This is a genomic window from Microbispora sp. H10670 (genome assembly GCF_014161385.1).
Classification (GTDB): Bacteria; Actinomycetota; Actinomycetes; order Streptosporangiales; family Streptosporangiaceae; genus Microbispora; species Microbispora triticiradicis.
In genome coordinates this window covers 1-17,950 of record NZ_JABBWW010000012.1, presented here as the reverse complement: position 1 = coordinate 17,950, position 17,950 = coordinate 1, and the positions used below count along the sequence as shown (strand labels likewise).

The 17,950-nt window shown below is 67.6% G+C and carries 15 protein-coding genes; 12 read left to right on the top strand and 3 right to left on the bottom strand.

Annotation, left to right across the window (positions count from 1 at the left end; translation table 11 throughout):
* Positions 1 to 22 precede the first annotated feature (22 nt).
* From HHX33_RS37275 to HHX33_RS18305, 10 genes are all read left to right on the top strand, one after another.
* Positions 23 to 1,294 carry a cytochrome P450 gene (locus HHX33_RS37275; protein ID WP_220501940.1) on the top strand — a complete coding sequence of 424 codons (1,272 nt, stop codon included), beginning with the start codon at positions 23 to 25 and terminating at the stop codon, positions 1,292 to 1,294.
* On the top strand, positions 1,291 to 3,321 hold the full coding sequence (locus HHX33_RS18345; protein ID WP_182875694.1) for a condensation domain-containing protein: 2,031 nt from the start codon (positions 1,291 to 1,293) through the stop codon (positions 3,319 to 3,321). Before HHX33_RS37275 ends, HHX33_RS18345 begins: the two co-directional genes overlap by 4 nt.
* Positions 3,322 to 3,338: 17 nt before the next feature.
* Positions 3,339 to 3,557 carry an MbtH family protein gene (locus tag HHX33_RS18340; protein WP_182875693.1) on the top strand — a complete coding sequence of 73 codons (219 nt, stop codon included), beginning with the start codon at positions 3,339 to 3,341 and terminating at the stop codon, positions 3,555 to 3,557.
* A gap of 32 nt (positions 3,558 to 3,589) precedes the next feature.
* The gene (locus HHX33_RS18335) at positions 3,590 to 5,383 is read left to right on the top strand and encodes a non-ribosomal peptide synthetase (protein WP_182875692.1); all 1,794 of its coding nucleotides are present in this window, start codon (positions 3,590 to 3,592) and stop codon (positions 5,381 to 5,383) included.
* Positions 5,384 to 5,492: 109 nt separating this feature from the next.
* Positions 5,493 to 6,782 carry an MFS transporter gene (locus tag HHX33_RS18330; protein WP_182875691.1) on the top strand — a complete coding sequence of 430 codons (1,290 nt, stop codon included), beginning with the start codon at positions 5,493 to 5,495 and terminating at the stop codon, positions 6,780 to 6,782.
* 42 nt (positions 6,783 to 6,824) lie between these two features.
* Positions 6,825 to 7,022: a hypothetical protein gene (locus tag HHX33_RS18325; RefSeq protein ID WP_182875690.1), complete on the top strand. Its 198-nt coding sequence runs from the start codon at positions 6,825 to 6,827 to the stop codon at positions 7,020 to 7,022.
* 6 nt (positions 7,023 to 7,028) lie between these two features.
* Positions 7,029 to 8,279 (top strand): DUF3326 domain-containing protein, encoded by a 1,251-nt coding sequence (locus HHX33_RS18320; RefSeq protein ID WP_220501939.1) that lies wholly within the window; start codon positions 7,029 to 7,031, stop codon positions 8,277 to 8,279.
* A 74-nt stretch (positions 8,280 to 8,353) separates the two neighbouring features.
* Complete coding sequence (locus HHX33_RS18315) at positions 8,354 to 10,066, top strand: non-ribosomal peptide synthetase (RefSeq protein WP_182875689.1); 1,713 nt, start codon at positions 8,354 to 8,356, stop codon at positions 10,064 to 10,066.
* A 38-nt stretch (positions 10,067 to 10,104) separates the two neighbouring features.
* Positions 10,105 to 10,857 (top strand): thioesterase II family protein, encoded by a 753-nt coding sequence (locus HHX33_RS18310; RefSeq protein WP_182875688.1) that lies wholly within the window; start codon positions 10,105 to 10,107, stop codon positions 10,855 to 10,857.
* A gap of 118 nt (positions 10,858 to 10,975) precedes the next feature.
* Positions 10,976 to 11,632 carry a thioesterase II family protein gene (locus HHX33_RS18305; protein ID WP_182875687.1) on the top strand — a complete coding sequence of 219 codons (657 nt, stop codon included), beginning with the start codon at positions 10,976 to 10,978 and terminating at the stop codon, positions 11,630 to 11,632.
* On the opposite strand, the gene HHX33_RS18300 is transcribed toward HHX33_RS18305, so the two are convergent.
* From HHX33_RS18300 to HHX33_RS18290, 3 genes are all read right to left on the bottom strand, one after another.
* A complete protein-coding gene (locus HHX33_RS18300; RefSeq protein ID WP_182875686.1) occupies positions 11,582 to 12,439 on the bottom strand; it encodes a helix-turn-helix domain-containing protein in 858 nt (285 codons plus the stop codon). The genes HHX33_RS18305 and HHX33_RS18300 overlap by 51 nt on opposite strands.
* A gap of 218 nt (positions 12,440 to 12,657) precedes the next feature.
* Positions 12,658 to 14,247, bottom strand: coding sequence for an MBL fold metallo-hydrolase (locus HHX33_RS18295; RefSeq protein ID WP_182875685.1), 1,590 nt, complete (start codon positions 14,245 to 14,247; stop codon positions 12,658 to 12,660).
* A complete protein-coding gene (locus tag HHX33_RS18290; protein ID WP_182875684.1) occupies positions 14,237 to 16,249 on the bottom strand; it encodes a non-ribosomal peptide synthetase in 2,013 nt (670 codons plus the stop codon). Before HHX33_RS18290 ends, HHX33_RS18295 begins: the two co-directional genes overlap by 11 nt.
* Positions 16,250 to 16,703: 454 nt before the next feature.
* On the opposite strand from HHX33_RS18290, the gene HHX33_RS18285 reads away from it, so the two are divergent.
* A complete protein-coding gene (locus HHX33_RS18285) occupies positions 16,704 to 17,030 on the top strand; it encodes a cupin domain-containing protein (RefSeq protein ID WP_182875683.1) in 327 nt (108 codons plus the stop codon).
* Between the two features lie 65 nt (positions 17,031 to 17,095).
* On the top strand, positions 17,096 to 17,704 hold the full coding sequence (locus HHX33_RS18280; protein WP_182875682.1) for a hypothetical protein: 609 nt from the start codon (positions 17,096 to 17,098) through the stop codon (positions 17,702 to 17,704).
* The last annotated feature ends 246 nt before the right edge of the window (positions 17,705 to 17,950 follow it).

Sequence of the window (17,950 nt, the reverse complement as noted above, 5' to 3'; positions counted from 1 at the left end):
GTTGGGCACGAGGAGTCGGACCGTGAGCATCGAGGCTCGGCCGTGCGGTCACCCGCAGACGCCCGCGTTGAGGGTCGTGGACCACCTCGACGACGTCGACCTCACTGATCCCAGCAGCTTCGTCGGGGTGGACCTGCACGACATGTGGCGGCGGTTCCGGGCCGACAGGCCGGTGTACTGGCATCCCGCAAGCGACACCTGTCCCGGCTTCTGGGTGCTGTCGCGATACGCGGACATCGTGTCGGTCTACCGGGCGGGGACGAGTTTCAGCTCCGCCAAGGGCAACATGCTGACCACTCTGCTGCAAAGTCGCGGCGACTCCGCCGGCAACGCCATGGTCACGGTTGCCGACGGCGGACGCCATCGGAGTCTGCGCGGCATGATCCGGGATCTGTTCAAACCCGGTGTCCTAGGACCCTTGGCCGAACGGATCCGTAAGCGTACCGGGGCTCGGATCAGCGAGATGGTCGAACGGGGCTCGTTCGATTTCGCCAAGGATGTGGCCGAGAGCATTCCCATAGGAACGGTCTGCGATCTGCTCGGTGTGCCGGCTGCCGAAGACACCGAGCGGCTGCTGCACTGGAGCAAGAGAGTGCTCAGCTCCGACACCGGAAAGTTCAGTCAGGCTGAGACCCTGGCGGCCAGGGGAGAGATTCTGGGCTTTCTCGCGGACCTGGTCGCATCACGCCGTCGCGCCCCCGCTGAGGGCGACGCCATCAGCTACATGATCAACGCCGTGTCGGATGACGGTCCGCTGTCCGACGACGAGATTGTCCTCAACTGTTACAGCTTCATCGTCGGTGGAGACGAGTCAAGCCGGCTGACCTCCACCACCGGCGTGCTGGCGTTCATCCAGCACCCCGACGAGTGGCGTGCGCTGAAGAACGGAGACGTGAACCTCGACGAAGCGGTGGAGGAAGTGGTGCGCTGGAGTACTCCCGCAATGCATTTCGCCCGCACTGCCACGGCCGACGCCTGGATAGGCGGCCAGCGGGTGCGCGCGGGCGACATCGTCACCATCTGGAACACCTCGGCCAACCAGGACGAGGACGTCTTCGCGGAGCCCGGCCGATTCGACATCGCCCGTCGGCCCAACCCGCATGTCGGATTCGGGTACGGGCCGCACTACTGCGTGGGCGCGTCACTGGCCCGCATTCAGCTCGCGGCACTGCTCGACGCACTGCGTAGGCATGTGGACGAGATGGAGTCTCGCGGGCCCGCCAAGCAGATCCACTCCAACTTCCTCTTCGGCTACAGCAGCCTGCCAGTGGCGTTCACTCCGGAGGGCGCATGAGTTTCCCCCTCGGCAGAGCCTCGGTGTACGAGGTCGATGTCGTCCCCGCCTCGCTGACGCAGGAACGCCAATGGTTCCTGCAGAAATTCGAAGGCAACGTGTCAAGCGTGTACAACTTCCAGACAGGACTGCGGTTCCGGGGACGCTTCTCCGTACGCGCTCTCGCGGACGCGCTCACGGAGCTGGTGAACCGGCACGAGATTCTTCGCACCACCTTCGGGCATGAGTCCGGCACCCTCGTCCAGTACATCCATCCTCGGCCGCCGGCTGTCCCCTTGCACCATGTCGAGCTCGACGACGTCTCGGACGACGCGTTGCGGTGTTGGATCCGCGGGATGTTGCAGCGTCCGTTCGACCAGGAGAACGGGCCACTCTTCTCGGCTCATCTGGTTCCCCTGGCCGATGATGATCATGTGCTCGTGCTCTTCTTCGACCATCTTGTCTGCGATGCCTGGTCCCTGCGCGTGCTTCACAACGAGCTCACTACGCTCTACCTCGCCGCGGAGGAACAGGGAAGCGGGGAACGGTCGCGCCTCGCGGGTGTCCTGCCGGAGCTGCCTATCCAGTACGGCGACTACGCCGCTTGGCAGCGCGAGTCGATGTCCGGTGAGACGGGGGAGCGCCAGCTCGATTTTTGGCGCCGGCGACTGACCCACCCCCCGCGATCGCTGGATCTGTCACCGGCGTCGAGACGCCCGGCACGTCGCACCGGCAACACATTCATCGGTTCCCTGCACCACTCGACGGTCGCCGAGCTGGAGGCGTTGACGAGGAGGCATGGGGCCTCTCTGTTCACGGGACTGCTCACGGTGTACGCGATCCTCCTTCATCGGTACTCCGGCCAGGAGGATTTCGTCACGGGCACCCTTGTGGACAACCGGACCCGGCAGGAGTTCGAGCCTCTCGTCGGCTTGTTCACCAACACCGTGGCTCTCCGGTTCGACGCCTCCGGTGCGCCCACCTTCCGCGAGATGCTCCGGCGGGTGCGTGAGGTCTGGTTCGACGCCCACGAGCACCAGGAGGTGCCCTACGACTGGGTGGTGAAGGAGCTACGGCCGGCACGCGGCCTCGGCCGCCAGCCGTTCTTCGACGTGATGATGCAGTACGCGGATGTGGACCGTGAGGTCGTCCGGCGCGGCGAGCTGCAAATGGAGGCGATCGAGTCCGATTTCGGTCCCGCGCCTGTCGACCTGATCCTCGGCGTGGTGAAGAACGGCGGCTGGCTGACGGCGTGCTGGGACTATGCCCCGGAACTGTTCGACGCCGACGGGATCCGCCGGATGCACGACCATTACACGCGGCTGCTGGCGAGCTCCGTCACCACCCCGGACCGTGGCATCGGTGAGCTGGAGATGCTCACAGAACCGGAGCAGTCGCTGATACTGAGGCGGTGGTGCCCGGACGCGGACGGGTTGGACGACGTCCTCGGGTGCCCGGGCCTGGAGCTCGGCGGGTCGCGCGCGCTGATCCTCGACAGCCGGAACCATCTAGTGCCCGCAGGCGTGCCCGGGCGGCTCTTCGTTGCCGGGTCACTCCGCCCGAATGCCTGTCCGGATACGTTCGAAGTAGTCGACGACCCGGGGATCCGGGCGCTGTTCTCCCTGATCGACGGCGAGACCGTCTATTCCACGCAGCGCTACTGCCGGTGGTCCGCAGAGGGACGTATCTGTTCACTCACGGATTCCGGGCACCCAGAGTCACGCGCGGCCTCCCAGGCGCTCCCCGGAGGTGGATCTGGTCCGGGCGGCGCGCCAGGTGTGGCCTCGGGCGCCATGAGCGAGCTGGAGTGGGCGATCGGCGACATCTGGCGGGAGGTGCTCAACCGTGACGTGGTCGAGCCTGATGACGATTTCTTCGATCTAGGCGGTCACTCGCTGGCCGCCACTCAGGTCATCAACAGGTTGGATCGCGACTTCGATATAGAAGTGCCGATCAGTCTGGTCTTCGAGTACTCCGAACTCGGGAGCTTTGTACGGGCGCTCGTCGAACTGGAGCGTGCGAAGAGCCGCCCCGGCGGTCATCGATGAGATCGAACAGGAGAGCAATGACCGACAGTGAATTCGCAGCCGCGGATGTACCGGACACCGCCGAGTACACCGTTGTGGTCAATCACGAGGAGCAGTATTCGATCTGGCAGACGGGTACGGCCCCTCCGGCGGGATGGCGTGAGGTCGGCGTACGCGGATCCAAGGAGCGTTGCCTCGCGTACATCGAGGAAGCGTGGACGGACATGCGCCCGCTCAGCGTCCGAAACCGACGCTGAAGGCAGGTGCGGTGGAACTCCGGGAGCAAGTGATGAATGACGCCGCGGTCGCGGCTCCGCGCCTCGCGCACGTCCTGGTGGAACGCCAGGCCGCCCTGCGGCCGCATGCCGAGGCGATCCGCGCCCCGGATGGGATCTTGACCTTCCGGCAACTTGACGGGCTCGCAGCTGAGCTGGCCGTGCACCTGCGGGCACGGTTGGGCGTCGGTCCGGAGGACAGGGTCGGCGTGTGTCTCGACCGCGGAATCGAGGTGCCGTTCACCATCCTGGGCATCTGGAAAGCCGGCGCCGCATACGTACCGGTCGACCCCGGCGACTCGCCCGAGCGAAGGGGACGGATTCTTGCCGACGCCGACGTCAGCGCGGTCGTCACCACGGCCGCGCACTCGGCTGGGTTGCCCGCGGGCCTGCCCAGGGTGACGATCGAGGGCACCCGGATACCGGCTGTCGATGTCGTTCCCGGCGAGCGCCTCGACACTGGCCTGCTCCCGCGGGACCTCGCTTATGTGATCTACACCTCGGGTTCCACCGGCACGCCGAAGGGCGTCATGGTCGAGCACGCGTCCGTCGTCAATCTCGCGCTCTCCCATACTGTCCCGCTGGGACTGACGCCTTCCGACCGCGTGCTCGGTTCCGGGGGGCCCTGGTTCGACGGGTCGGTGTTCGAGCTTTTCGTGCCGCTCGCGGCGGGTGCCTGCGTCGTCATTCCGCCGACGGCGGCTCTGCTCGATCCGCCCGGGCTCATCGCCCTGATCCGGCGCCAGAAGGTGACGTTCGTCTCCATGCCGCCGTCCGTGCTCGGCGCTCTGCCGGTCACTCCACTGCCCACGGTCAGGGCGATCCTCGTCGCCGCGGAACCCACGTCGGCGGAGCTGGCCGAGACCTGGGCTCAGGGGCGTGAGCTCTACAACTCTTACGGTCCGACGGAGGCGGCGGTCGCGGCCACGCTCGCACGGTACGAGGCGGGGGAGGGAGCGCCGCCTATCGGCCGTGCCGTCGAGGGCGTGCGCGTCGACCTGCTCGACGATGAGCTGCGCGACGTGGGGGAGGGCGTGACGGGCGAGATCGTCATCGCCGGGGCGGGAATCGCGCGGGGGTACGCGGGCGACGCCCGTCGCACGGCGGAGAGGTTTCTGCCCGACCCGCGCTCCGCCCGGCCGGGTGGTCGCATGTACCGTACGGGGGACCTCGGACGCCGCCGGGCCGACGGAGTGCTCGAGTTCACCGGGCGGGCGGATCACCAAGTCAAGATCCGTGGCCACCGAGTGGAGCCCGGAGAGGTGGAGGCAGTGCTACGGCGGCTGCCGGGCATCGGCGAGTGCGTCGTGACCGTCGCCGACCGAGGCCCCCACGACAGATGCCTGGTGGCCTACTACACCGGCATGGACGAACTGCCGGTCGAGGCGCTACGCGACCATCTCGGGAAGTCGCTTCCCGAATACATGATTCCGTCTTTCTTCGTGAGGCTCGATCGCCTGCCGTTGACGGCGAACAACAAGGTCGACCGGAGGGCGCTTCCGGCTCCGCCCATTCGAGAAGAGCCCCCCGCGGTCCGTCTGGGGGCCGTCGAGCGCGTGGTCCAGGCGGCATTCGCCGAGATCCTTGGGGCGCCGGTCCACGAATTGACGGCTGATATCTTCACGCTCGGCGGTCATTCCTTACAGGCCGTACGGATTGTGTCGTTGCTGTGCCAGCGCCTGGAGATCGACTTCTCGGTCAGCGATTTCTTCACCAACCCGAGCCCCCTGGGGGTCTCGAAACGCATCCTGGAGGGACCGGAGATCGGCCGCATTGAATCACTGGCCCGGAAGTGGGCGGGCGCCTGAGCCGCACGGATGGGTTTCGAGGGGGTGTGCGGTAGTGACGAGCGGCGGAACGAGCGGGACCGCGGAGGGCGAGGATCCGAGGGCCGACCGTGATCCTCATGATCCGGTCATGGACGACTCTGCGGCCGGCGCGCGCGACGGGGCAGGACTCTGGCGCAACCCCGACTTCGTGAAGCTCTGGGTGGGACAGACGTGCTCGCAGGTGGGCAGCCAGGTCAGCATGCTCGTGCTCCCACTCGTCGCGGTGATCGCGTTGCAGGCACCGCCCGAACAGGTCGGACTGCTGGCTTCGGCGGAGCAGGTGCCCTTCCTCCTGGTCGCGCTTCTCGCCGGGGTCATGGTCGACCGGCGGCGGCGCCGGCGCGACATCCTCATAGTGGCCGACCTGGGGAGGGCTGTGGCTCTGGGCGCCGTCACAGCGGCCTATCTCACGGAACGGCTCGGCATGGGCACGCTCTACGTCGCCGCCTTCCTGATCGGCACCTGCTCGGTCTTCTTCGAGATCGCCTACCAGGCGTACCTGCCGCGACTGATACGGCGAGATCAGTTGGGCAGGGGGAACGGCCTGCTGGAAACGAGCCGCTCAGCCGCTCAGATCGCCGGGCCCGCACTGGGCGGGAGTCTGGTCCAGCTCCTCACCGCCCCGGTGGCGACCGTGGGCAGCGTGATCTCCTTCCTGCTGTCCGCAGCGTCGATCTCACTTATCCGCAGACCCGAAACCCGAACGGCGCCAGACGGGCAGGGACAGGGTTCCAGCGCGCTGGGGCAAATCCTCGAAGGACTCCAGCATGTGGGACGCAACGCCTCCCTCCGCACCATGGCGATCACTGCGGCCATATACAACTTCTCCTCCAGCGCCTGTATGACCGTCTACCTGGTGTTCCTGCCGCGTGAACTGCACCTGTCGCCAGGTGCGATCGGCCTCGTCTTCGCAGCGCTGGGACCTGGCTTCCTGCTCGCCTCAGTCCTGTCGAGGCTGCTGCCGGCGCGGATGGGATACGGGCCGGCCCTCGTCCTCCTGCGCGTGGCGGCCTGCCTGGTGATCACCGCGATCGCGGCCGTTCAGGGCAACGGGTTGATCGCCGTAGCCCTGCTCGTCGCGATCAATCTCGTTTACGCCGCCTCGGCGCAGACAGCCAACATCATCGCCCTCACAATCCGGCAGGCGATGACGCCTGACGTGATACAGGGCCGCGTCGCGGCCACCATCCGGTTCGCAGCGCTCGGGGGAGCCCCGTTCGGCGCCGCGTGCGGTGGTCTTCTCGCCGGAGCGCTGAGCCTGCGTACCGGTCTCCTGATCTCCGCGATCGGGATGTGCCTGGCCCTTGTCTTCCTGATTCCTTCGCCGTTGGCACGGTTAGGACGTGAGATCCCGGCCGTCCCGGCGGAGGTGTCATGACCGAAAATCGGAGCGCCGAAATTCAAGGGAGGAGAGACAGCCATGAACACGGCGGCGGACGAAGACGAACCATCACCGGGCTACCCGACCGAGTACACCCCCTTCGCGCTCTTCGCGGCGCAGGTCGCGGCAACGCCGGAAGCGGTTGCGTGTGCGGGTTCCGACTTCCAGATCAGTTACGAGCAGTTGTGGTGTCGGGCATGGCAAGTCGCCCGGCTTATCAAGAACAGGCAGACGTGATCTGACGTGATTGTCAACCGTTCCTACACCGTCGGCCGGGCGGAGTTGCTGGCAGCCGGTGGCTTCGTCCCCGCGATCGAAGGACTGTTCGACAGCGAACCGCTGCGCTGGTACATCAGCGACGCCGACCCAGAGCGCGTTCTTGTGGAGGCGACGGAGTGCGATGGCATCGTCGCCGCGCCGCTACCGGCCGCCGTGCCGCCGGCGCCAGGTGGGATCGGCGTCGTGATCAGCCTCATACCCACGGGCGTCGGATGCTCCATTGGAGGCTACGCCGGCGACGCCGCTCCGGCGACGGCGCTCCTGGCCGCCGCCGCGGACTACGTGGTGACCAATCCCAACGCGGTCAACGCGTCCAACTTCATCTCCATCGGAGAACGCGTCCTCTACACGGAGGGCGCGTGCATCGACCTGTTCGTCCGTGGGATGGTCAATCTCTACCAGCCGTACGCCAACCGGGTGGGGATCATCGTCGAGCGGGCCAGTCGCACCGCGCTCGACGAGGTCTTCAACATCGTGAACACGGTGCGCGCGGTATACGGCATCGACATCGTCGACGTCGTGGTCACCGACCAGCCAATCGGCACGCGGAGTGTGCGCAACCCCTCAGGAGGCTATACCGGCCAGATCGATCGGCCCGATGTGCTGCTGAAGGCGGCGCAGCAGCTGCTGGACGCGGGCGCGACCGCGATCGCGGTGACGACGGACGTGCAGGAGCTGTCCACCGGCTCGTACAGCGACCATTTCCAGGGGCGCCATCCGAATCCGGTCGGCGGCGCCGAAGCGGTGCTCTCTCATCTGATCGTGCGCACGTTCTCCACCCCGGCAGCGCATGCGCCGTTGGTCAATTTCAAGGACGTCGCCCTGCCGGAGGGCGTCGTGGACGCGCGCGGCGCGGGGGAGTTCGTCTCCGCCAACGGGCTGGCCAGCGTTCTGATCGGCCTGCGGCGGGCACCGCAGATAACTGGTGCCGCGCGGTGCCGGATCGCTCGGACGGTCGGCCTGGACGACGTGCTCGCCGTCGTCGCCCCTGCGAGCGCGCTTGGCGGGATACCAGTCCTCGAGGCCGCACACCGGGGCATTCCTGTGATCGGAGTGGCCGACAACGAGACGATCATCGACGTCACCGCTGAACGGCTCCAGCTCGACGGGGTGACAGGGGTGCGCAGCTACGCTGAGGCGGCCGGCGTCATCCTTGCGCTGCGTCACGGGATCAGCCTCGAGAGTCTCCAACGGCCCTTGCCGAGCCGCGCATGAGGGGGCAGTCGTGCGAGGCGGTTCCGGGATGTGCGGGAGAGGACACTCCCGCGGTACGCCCCGAGGGCGAGGTCGTGGGGTTGCTCGTCGGCAAAGGTCCCGCCCTGCCGGTCGGTCTCCTCGGCATCCTCGCAGCGGGCAGCGCGGTCCTTCCTCTCGACCCGGTCCTCCCGGAGGAGAGGCTCGTCTTCATGCTTCGAGACTGCCGGGCCAGGATCGTGATCACCGAGAGCCGGTACCGGGAGCGGGCCGAGATCCTGGCACGCAGCGCCGGGTGCGTGGCCCACGTCATCGAGCTCGACACCGACCTCGGTACGTGCCCCGATGGTGAGGACGTCTGCTCTGATCGGTTCGCCGAGGCCGTCGGCGACCCCGACGACCTGTGTTACGTGATCTACACATCCGGATCGACGGGGACGCCGAAGGGGGTGGCGGTCACCTGCCGGAATCTGTCGCCGTTGCTCGAATGGAGCAGGTCCTACTTCTCCATCGACACCGGCACCAGGGTGCTGCAGAACCTCAACCACGCGTTCGACTTCGGTATGTGGGAGCTTCTCTCGACGCTGTGCTTTGGCGGCACCTTGTGCTTCGCGGCGAGCGCCGACCGGGAGATCCTCGAGTTCGCCGAAGCGATCCGCCGTCACCAGGCGACCACCTTGCACACCACTCCCGCGTTCTTCGCCGAGCTCCTCGCCGTCGCCCCTGATCTGAGCTCGTTGACCACCGTCCACCTCGGCGGTGAGGAGGTCACCGGTGCGCTGGTCGCCTCGGCGAACAGGCTGCTGCCGCCCGGCGCCACGATCCACAACGGGTACGGGCCGACCGAGGCGACGGTGAACTGCGCGATCTACGAGATCGACAGGGATCAGGACGGGTGCGCCGGTGCGAAGGTGCCGATCGGCTGGGCCTCGGCGAACAACCAGCTGTGTGTTGTCGATGAGCGCTTGACGCCGGTGCCGGAGGGGGCCTCCGGAGAACTGGTGGTGGCGGGCGACGGAGTGGCTCTCGGCTACCTCGGGCGCCCCGGGCTGACCGCCTCGCGCTTCGTCCCCGACGCCATACATGGCGGAGGGGGGCGTCTTTACCGCACCGGCGATCTCGTCCGGCGCAGGCTCGACGGCGCGCTGGAGTTCCTCGGTCGTATGGACCGGCAGGTCAAGCTCCGGGGCTACAGGATCGAGCTCGGGGAGGTCGAATCCATCCTGGCGCGGCACCCCGAGGTCACCGCCGCCGCGGCTGATCTGCGCGTTCACGGCGGGCATCAGCGGCTGGTCGGCTACGTGCTCCGGGGTCCCTCCGCGTCCCTGGACACGGAACGGGTCGCGGAGGAGGTCCGTGTGCTCGCGCAACGCGTCCTGCCCGGGTACATGGTCCCCGGCACGATCGTGGTGGTCGACCGGCTTCCGCAGACGCCAAATGGGAAACTCGATCGTGGGGCGCTACCCGACCCGGAGGACGTCAGGCGCCGCCCCAGCGACGCCGATCGCCGCCGGCCGCGGCGTTCCTCCGACGACGCCATGCTCCGGCTCTATCGGGCCGAACTCGCTCGGCTGTGGTCCCAAGCCCTTGACCTGGACCATGTCGATGCCGAGGCCAACTTCTTCGACCTCGGAGGGGACTCGTTGCTCGCGGCCAGGATCGTGGCGCATGCACATCTGGACGACCCCGGCCTATGGGCCGGGCTGTCGTCTCGGGTGATTCTGGAATATCAGACGATCGAGGAGGTCGCTGCCGCTCTCATCGACGGGGGGCGCTCCTCAGACGATGCGGTCGAGGACTCGTTGTGAACGCCGATGCCGAAGGTTACGATCCGGCTGCGGTTCACGTGCCACTGCCGAATCCCAACGCCGGGGCGGTCGCGTACGGGATCGCTCACGCGGGCGCCGGCGCCGCGCCGTGGAACGCGGTGGCGCGGGTTGTAGCTCCCGACATCGAGGTGCGCGGCATCCGGCTGCCGGGACGCGAGAAGCGGGTGCGGCAGCGGCCCCACGCCACGGTCGCCGAAGCGGCGGCCGAAATAGCCGCCGTGCTGGCGGGCGACACCCGCTCACACGGCAGGCCGATCCTCGTCGTGGGCTCCTGCTCCGGCGCGCTGCTCGCGTACGAGGCTCTGGCCATCGTTCACACCTCCGGGACCGTGTCCGTCCCGGTGCTCGGACTCCTCGTCGCTCGTCAGCCACCCCCGGGGACGACGGCCCCGGAGGCGGAGAGGCCCGTGTCGGCGATGACCTCCGCGGAGCTGCGAGCCTGGCTGAGGGAGAACGAGCTGACCCCTGCGGAGATACGCGACGACGAGTCGCTTTTCCGGTTCTTCGAACCGGTCTTGCGGGCCGACCTCATGATGACGGAGGGGTACGTGGGAAGGCCCGGAGAGGTGTCGTGCCCGATCACCCTGCTCAGAGCGCGGTCGCGCCCTCTCAGCGCTGCTTACGTGAAGGGCTGGCGGGCGGCGACTTCGGGTCCTCTACGCGTGGTGGACATCCCGGTCAGGGAAGACGCCCTGGCGGAGGCTCCCGCCTCCCTGGCGGACGCGCTGCTCGGCACGGTTCGAAGGGGGGAGACGGCTCATGGGAATTGAGCGCATCAGCCCGCTTCTTTGGCGCTATACCGGTCAGCAGGTGGGACCCCCCACGCGCGGGTCATCGCCCGCTTACACCTTCGTGTTGGCTCCCTACGCCGGCGGCAGCGCGTACAGCATGGCTGACTGGGCGGCCGCGCTCGTTCGCGAGGGCGACACGGCTGTCCTGCTGCAGTACCCGGGCCGGGGACCACGGTGGAACGAGCCGCTGCCGGCGAACCTGCGAGAGCTCACCGATTCGGCGGTGGCGGAGCTGGCGGAGAGAACGGAGGGGACGGCGGACAGGCTCGTCTTCGTCGGGCACAGCATGGGGTCAGCGGTCTGCTACGAGGTGGCGGAACGGCTTGAGGAGGCGGGGCGCCACGTGGCGTTGATGGTCGCCTCCGCAGCACCCCCTCCGCAGCTGTGGAGCCTGGATCCGGACGTCGTCGCGGGCATGACCGTTGTGCAGTGGGAGGACTGGATCGCCGCCGTGGGTTTTGACGGCGGCATGGAGTGGACGCCCGAGATTTTGGACATGGCGATTCCGGTGCTGCGCGGGGACTGTCTCCTCTTGGCCCGGAACCGGGCCTCCACGCGCCCGTTGAGGTGCCCGATCATGGCGATCGGCGGGATGGGCGACCCGGACGTCACCCCCGGCCGACTGGGCGAGTGGGGGTCACTGACGACGGGGCCCGTCTTCACGCACCTCATGCCCGGCGGGCACTTCTACTACCGCGAACGGCTACCGGAGGTCTGCGGGCTCATCCGGGCCACGCTCGGGCGGTCGTCCTGACGAGCGCATGACCTCGTCCAGCCATTCCGCTGTGACGTCCTCCACGATCCCCGCCCGGACCAGATGTTCGGCAAGCGTGTCCCGATCCCAGCCCGTGCCGCTCGCAGACGCGGTGACGTCCGAGTCCGTTGGCGCGGTCAAGGCGATTGCGACCGCTTCGTGCGTCTGCTCGGCCGTCGGGCGATAGGCGCGCTCACCTCGGCAGCCGGGATCGAGGGCCGCGATTCCAGCACGCTCCACGTGTTCAAGGAGAGACCTGACGCGATCCGGAGACAACAGCGTTTTGCGGGCGATGGCAGAGATGTTCCAGCCCATGATGGAGAGGAGGACGACGTTCGCCCGCTGCCACCGGATGGCCGAGTCCGTACCGCCGTTGGCCAGCGCGCGTACCTGCTCCACTTCACCGGGGCCGATTCCCGTCACGCTGGGCGGGCGACGCGTAGGGCCGGTGTCGAGAGGGATCCTTCGCAGGACCGGGCAAGGCCCGCTGTCGAGGCGGGCCCACCAGGCCGAGGAACGCCCGTCCCAACTCACGGTGACTGTTGGTGAGTCCGGGCCGAAGCCGCTCAGATCCAGCAGGAGCAGGTCACCGTACGCCCGTTCCGGCAGCCCGGAGGGGCATCGGATCGTCACCTCGCTCCACACGTCCTCGATCACGACAGTGTGGGGGCGGCCCCACCGGGATGGGTCGGCGCGCATCCGATGCAGTCGCTGCACCAGCGAGGCGAGAGCGGCCGGGCTCTCCTCCGGTGCCCGGAAGCGCGCCAGAAAGGGAAGCAGTGGCACGCTCACGACGATGAGGAACATGGACGTCGGCGGAGGGCCTCCGTACGAGTGGCCCTCGACCTCAACGCTCGCGCCGACCTCGGCGAATAGCCGCCGAACGTGCGCGAGCTCCGTCCGGTCCGGTCCCGTGTCCAAGAGGACCCGCACGTGGAGGCGGCTGTCGCGGGTGGCGAGGGCGTCCGCCGAAGCCTCCGGGGCCAGGGGAGGAGCCGGCCACCGGAACTCATGTCGTGCCTTGCTCACCAGCGCAACTCCTTGCGCACGAGAAGATGCTCGGCCTCGATCCCCCGGTGGGCGCACCCGTCGAGGAACTCGGCGACCTGTTTCAGCTGGTAGGACTCGGGCGTGTAGCTGATGGCCATGACGTGCTGCAGCCAGCTCTCCTCGCCCATCGCGTAGACGTAGGCCTTGCTGCACCCGAGCTGCTCGATGATGCCCAATGCCTGGGCCGCGTCGGAGCCGGACAATTTTCGGGTGACGCTCATGCGGCGGCTCACCGGCTGGGTCAACAGGCCTCCGTACATCCACGTGAGCGGGGCGCCATCGCATTCCATGCCCAGAAAGGCGATGTCGGTCCGGCCCACCACACGGGCGATGTGACCGTACAACTCCGGCTCGACGCCGGATGAGTCGGCGTCCACGAAGACGGTCTTGCCGCCCAGCCGGATCCAGTACGTGCTCTTGCTCCGCACGTCGAGATCGCAGTGCTCGCCGAAGAAGGGCGTGGCCACGATCTCGCCGCCCTCGAAGTCCAGCACGTCGAAGTCGTCGACCTCCTCGACCGTGAAACCCAGATTCTCCAGCAGCCGCTTCAGTGACGGGTCTTGCAGGGCCCCACCGCCGCACCTCGGTACGACCACCAGATCGGTGCGCGCGCGGATCTGCAGCAGCGTCTCCAGGACGGTGTGGTCCGGATGGCCGTGGGTGATGAGACAGTAGTCGATGTGCTCCGGCAGGTCCGCGTAGGTGAATCTGCGGTCTTCGGCGGCGGTGTGCCCGCTCACGAAAGGGTCGACGACGATGCTGACGGCCGAGGTCTGCAGCACCAGGCAGGCGTGACCGAAATAGCGGATCCTGCATCCATCCTCGACCGTGACATCCTCGCGAAGCAGTGGCCGGTCGGTGAGGTAGGCGCGCAGGTTTCCGGCGACGCGGTCGTCGGAGATCTCGAGTGCCTCTCGCAGATCCTTGAACGTCCGGGAGGTCGAGCGCATCGCGAACAGCGTGTCGATGCCCGGGTGTCTGAGCGGCAGCGGCAGCTGTAGATGCCCCTCCTGCGGCAGCCGGGGGGTGCTCATGAAGAACGGCCTCTCGCCACCGTCGTCGAGCATCAACTCAACCGACTGCCTGCTCTCTCGATAGTAGGGGCTGCGGTAGAGCGCAGCCTCAAGGAAACGCAGAGACGCATGGTGGTCGCGGTCGTAGACGAGCTCCACGTAGCCGCGCAGACTGGCAGGCAACCGGCCGTAGAGAGGGGTCAGATCGTAGCCGTCGGCCTGCGCGCGCAGCAGGTCCTCGGCCTCCTTGACGGCGCTGGCGAGCGCGACGAGGTCGGTGTTCTCGGTGCTCATGTGATCGCGGAGCGCCTTGATCTCATCCAGGCGCGCTCCACCGTGATCGACGAAGAATCCTCCCTTCATGCGCGGGTTGGCGACCGCGTCGGCGTGCGTCCTCGGCTGCTCCAGGTAGGAGTCGAGCATCGGAAGCTGCAGGTTGACGAGGTTCATCGCGGAGGCGGCGGGCGAGAGGAGGTATGTCCACGCGTAGAACTGGTCGACCAGGCCCTCGATTGTGAGGTTCGGTCGTATGAACAGCGGTTCATCGATCATGGGGGCTCTCCTCTTCGAGAACACGTTCCGCTCCCTCCGGCCGGGAGCCTGCCGCGGATCCTCCGCCGGCCGCAGGCCGGGCGAGGCGTACCCGCGTCCGCTCTGTCCGCCGAATCGGAGCCGTCGCCGGTGGCGCGGACTGTGGCGGTCGGCTGCTCGCCCGGCTCGTGCCGCCTTCGTCACCGTCCCGCAGGACGGCTTCCACGGCGGCGGCCAGACCTCGCGGGGTGGGCGCCTCGTAGAACCGCCGCAGTGGTATCCCCACCCCTGATCGGCGGTGTACCCGGGCCAGTACCTGAGAGGCGAGCAGTGAGTGACCGCCGAGATCGAAAAAATTGTCGTCCAGGCCGACCGCCGAGCGTTCCAGCAGGTCCGCGCAGATGCCGGCGACAAGTCCCTGCAGTTCGGTGACCGGGTGAGTTCCTGTGGGAGCCGATCCGGCGATGCCGTGCGCGAGGTGTTCGACCTGCGCCGCGTGCAGCGCCTCGCGGTCGACCTTGCCGGTCCGCGTTCTCGGCAGACACCGGACCGGAACGATGGCTCCCGGGAGCATGGCCGTGGGGAGCCGCTCCCGGAGATGGGTCACGAGAGACGTCGACAGTTCCCCCGGGTCGGTCTCGGGTGTCGGCAGGACATAGGCGATCAGGCGTACGCCCCTGGAGGAGCCGTGGTCGGCGAGCACGGCCGCGTCGGCCACAAGCGGGCTACTCCGCAACGCCGCGGTCACCTCACCCGGCTCTACCCGCACACCTCTGATCTTCACCTGCTCGTCGTAGCGCCCGAGGAATTCGAAGACCCCCTCGGCCGTACGGCGGACCATGTCGCCGGTCCGGTACATACGGGCACCCGGGAAGGGGGAGAAGGGATCCGGAACGAACGTTTCGGCGGATGCCCCCCGCATGCCCACATAGCCGTCCGCGACCGCTGGACCGCCGACACAAAGCTCTCCCGCCTCGCCGTCCGGGGCGAGTCCGCCGTCAGGTCGCAGGACGTAGACGACGCGGTCCCCGACGGGACGGCCGATGGGGATCGACGAGCGATCGAGGTCCTCGGCCCGGATCCGATGGGCGGTCGTGAGTCCGTTGCACTCGACGGGGCCGTAACCATTGACGATCCGGCAGTTCGGCAGTGCCGCCAGGGCCTTGGCGATGTGGGGACGCGAGGCCGCCTCCCCGCCGGTGATGAGGTGCCGCACGCCAGACAACCGGGTCGGGTCCTCCGTGACGACCACGTTGAGAGCGGCCGCGGTGAGGACGAGCGTCGTCACGTCATGGACGCGGGCGAACGTGGCGACGGCGAGCGGGTCGCCGGCGTCGCCTTCGAAGATGACGACGCTGCCGCCGGACAGCAGCACGGGGAAGATCTCCACGACGTGCCCGTCCCATGACAGCGCGCAGTGGTGCAGGCTGTTGTGGCTCGGCCCCCACTGCACGCAACCGGTCCCCTGGAGGAGCCCCGGCATACTGCGATGCGGCAGCCGAATGCCCTTGGGGGCACCAGTTGAGCCGGACGTGTAGGGCACGTACATCACGTCACTGGGACGGACGTCGACACAGAGGTCGGTACCGGGGGTGCCTGCGAGCGCGGCCTCTTCGTCGTCAAGAGAGAGAACCGGCCTGCCGTCCGCCGCCCTCCAGCCGAGCGGTGACGCGGTGATGACAAGCCGGAGGTCGCACTCGTTCGCTATGGCGCGCAGGCGCCTGAGCGGCATCACATCCTCTAGGTGAACGTAGCCGGCGCCTGCCTTGAGCACCGCGATCATCGCGATGACGCAGGCCGCCGAGCGGGGCACACGCAGCCCGACCAGGTCTCCCGTCCGTACGCCGTTCGTGACGAGGAGACGAGCCAGCCGGTTGGCGCGCTCGTTGACCTCCTGGTAGGTGAGCCGCCCGCCGGCGTCCACCAGCGCGGTGGCCGTGGGGTCCGCTTTCACTCGGGCTTCGAACAACCGGTGGACGCACGACTCCGGAGGCGGCTCGACGTAGGCCGTCGGGGCCGTCACCCTTTTCGACATATCCGAGTCCTCTCGTGAATCGACACGTCGCGTCTCCTCGCGGATGGCCTCGCACGCGGGCACTGATCGAGGCCGTCACCGGCGGAGAGCGAGACCGTCCGGCCAGGCGGCCTTGCCCCAGCCTGAGCGCGTTGCGCATATTGACCGCATATCCCTCGTACAGGGGACAGGGGATCGTCGAACGCGGGACACACGGGCACGCGTGTCGCGGCGGACGAGCCGGCTGGGAGCCGCGCGGGAATCGCGGGCCACGAGGGCGGCGGTCCCCGCCCGGCGCGAATCCCCGTGAAACCGGCCCGGAAGGCGGGTCTCGCGGCTGTGCGACTTCTGTGCCCTCAGTGTGCGCGTGTAAGTGACTTTTGTACGGAGTTCTGTGCTCCGGCGACGATCTCCTGGCGCTGTCGGGTCGACAGGGCAGTCACAATCCGAGCGAGAAGGTGAAATGACAAGTATTCGTCATGCCGACGAGGGCGTGGTCACCGATCTGTTCCCCGGCGCCCGTATACGGTTCGTGCACGGTGACCGCATGACGGTGGCGACGTGGGAGTTCGAGAAAGATGCGGAGGTGGCGGTCCACGCTCACGAGGCGGAGCAGATAACGCATTGCCTGGAAGGCGTTCTCGAGATTCGGGTCGGCGACGATCTCCTGGTGCTGAACGCGGGGGACACCTTGGTGATCCCCGGTGGAGTGAGCCATTCGGCCTGGGCGCGGACACGCGCCAAGGGTTTCGATTCCTTCCATCCTGTGCGCGAGGACTACAAATTCTGAGCGTCGGCGCCGCCCTCGCGATCGCGTCTGAACGCAGCGCCTAATCGGCAGCAATCAGGAGAGCAATGCAGCGAAAAACGAGCCTCAGGCTGCACACACTCGGACCCGCGGGCACCAATTGCGAGGCAGCCGCCCGCCATTGGCTCGAACGGCGTGGCGACCGGTCCGGAGAGATCGTGCTCCACGATACCCTAGAGAAGGCGCTCCTGGCGGTGTTGGAGAAGCCGGGCAACAGCGTGTTACTCGGCTGTGTGGTATATCCCCGCCTGCATGAGATCGTCTTCCAGAATATAAAAACCATGGCCTTGCGCGAGTGCTTCGTGATTCCGACGCATCCGATGGTTCTCGCCGGTAGGTCGGACGGAGACATCGTGATGGACGCGTCGGACGCCGACGGCGTCGCCGCCGGTCTGCGGATCTCGTCGCCGGCGGCTGACCGGGCGGTCAGGGTCGTCAGTCATCCGGCTCCGGTGAGCCTTCTCGATGGACTGGACGTGCGAATTCTTGCGGCCGACAGCAACGCTCAGGCGGCGCGGGCGTGCGCGCGCGGCGAGGCGGACGCCTGCATAACGACAATCGTCGCCGCGGAAGCGAACGGACTGGATGTCATCAAGAATTTCGGACCAGTGCTCATGGGCTACTCGATCCACGCCCCGCACGGCACTGCACTGTAGGGATCTCGGCGGTTCGGTTCGGGCTACGCAAGCCAAAGGCGGAGTTGATGTCGGTCAAATCACCAACTGCGATGACAATCGATGGCGTTCGCGAAGCGGTGCGAGAGCATCACATCACAACGTAAGCATTCACGTCCTGCGCATTTCGGGTTCTGTTGATTGCGCTGTGTGATCGTCTCAAGGTGTGCGTCAGTACGCCTGCTGCCGGAGGATCAGGCCGTGGCGGGATCGGGCGGCATCCAGAGT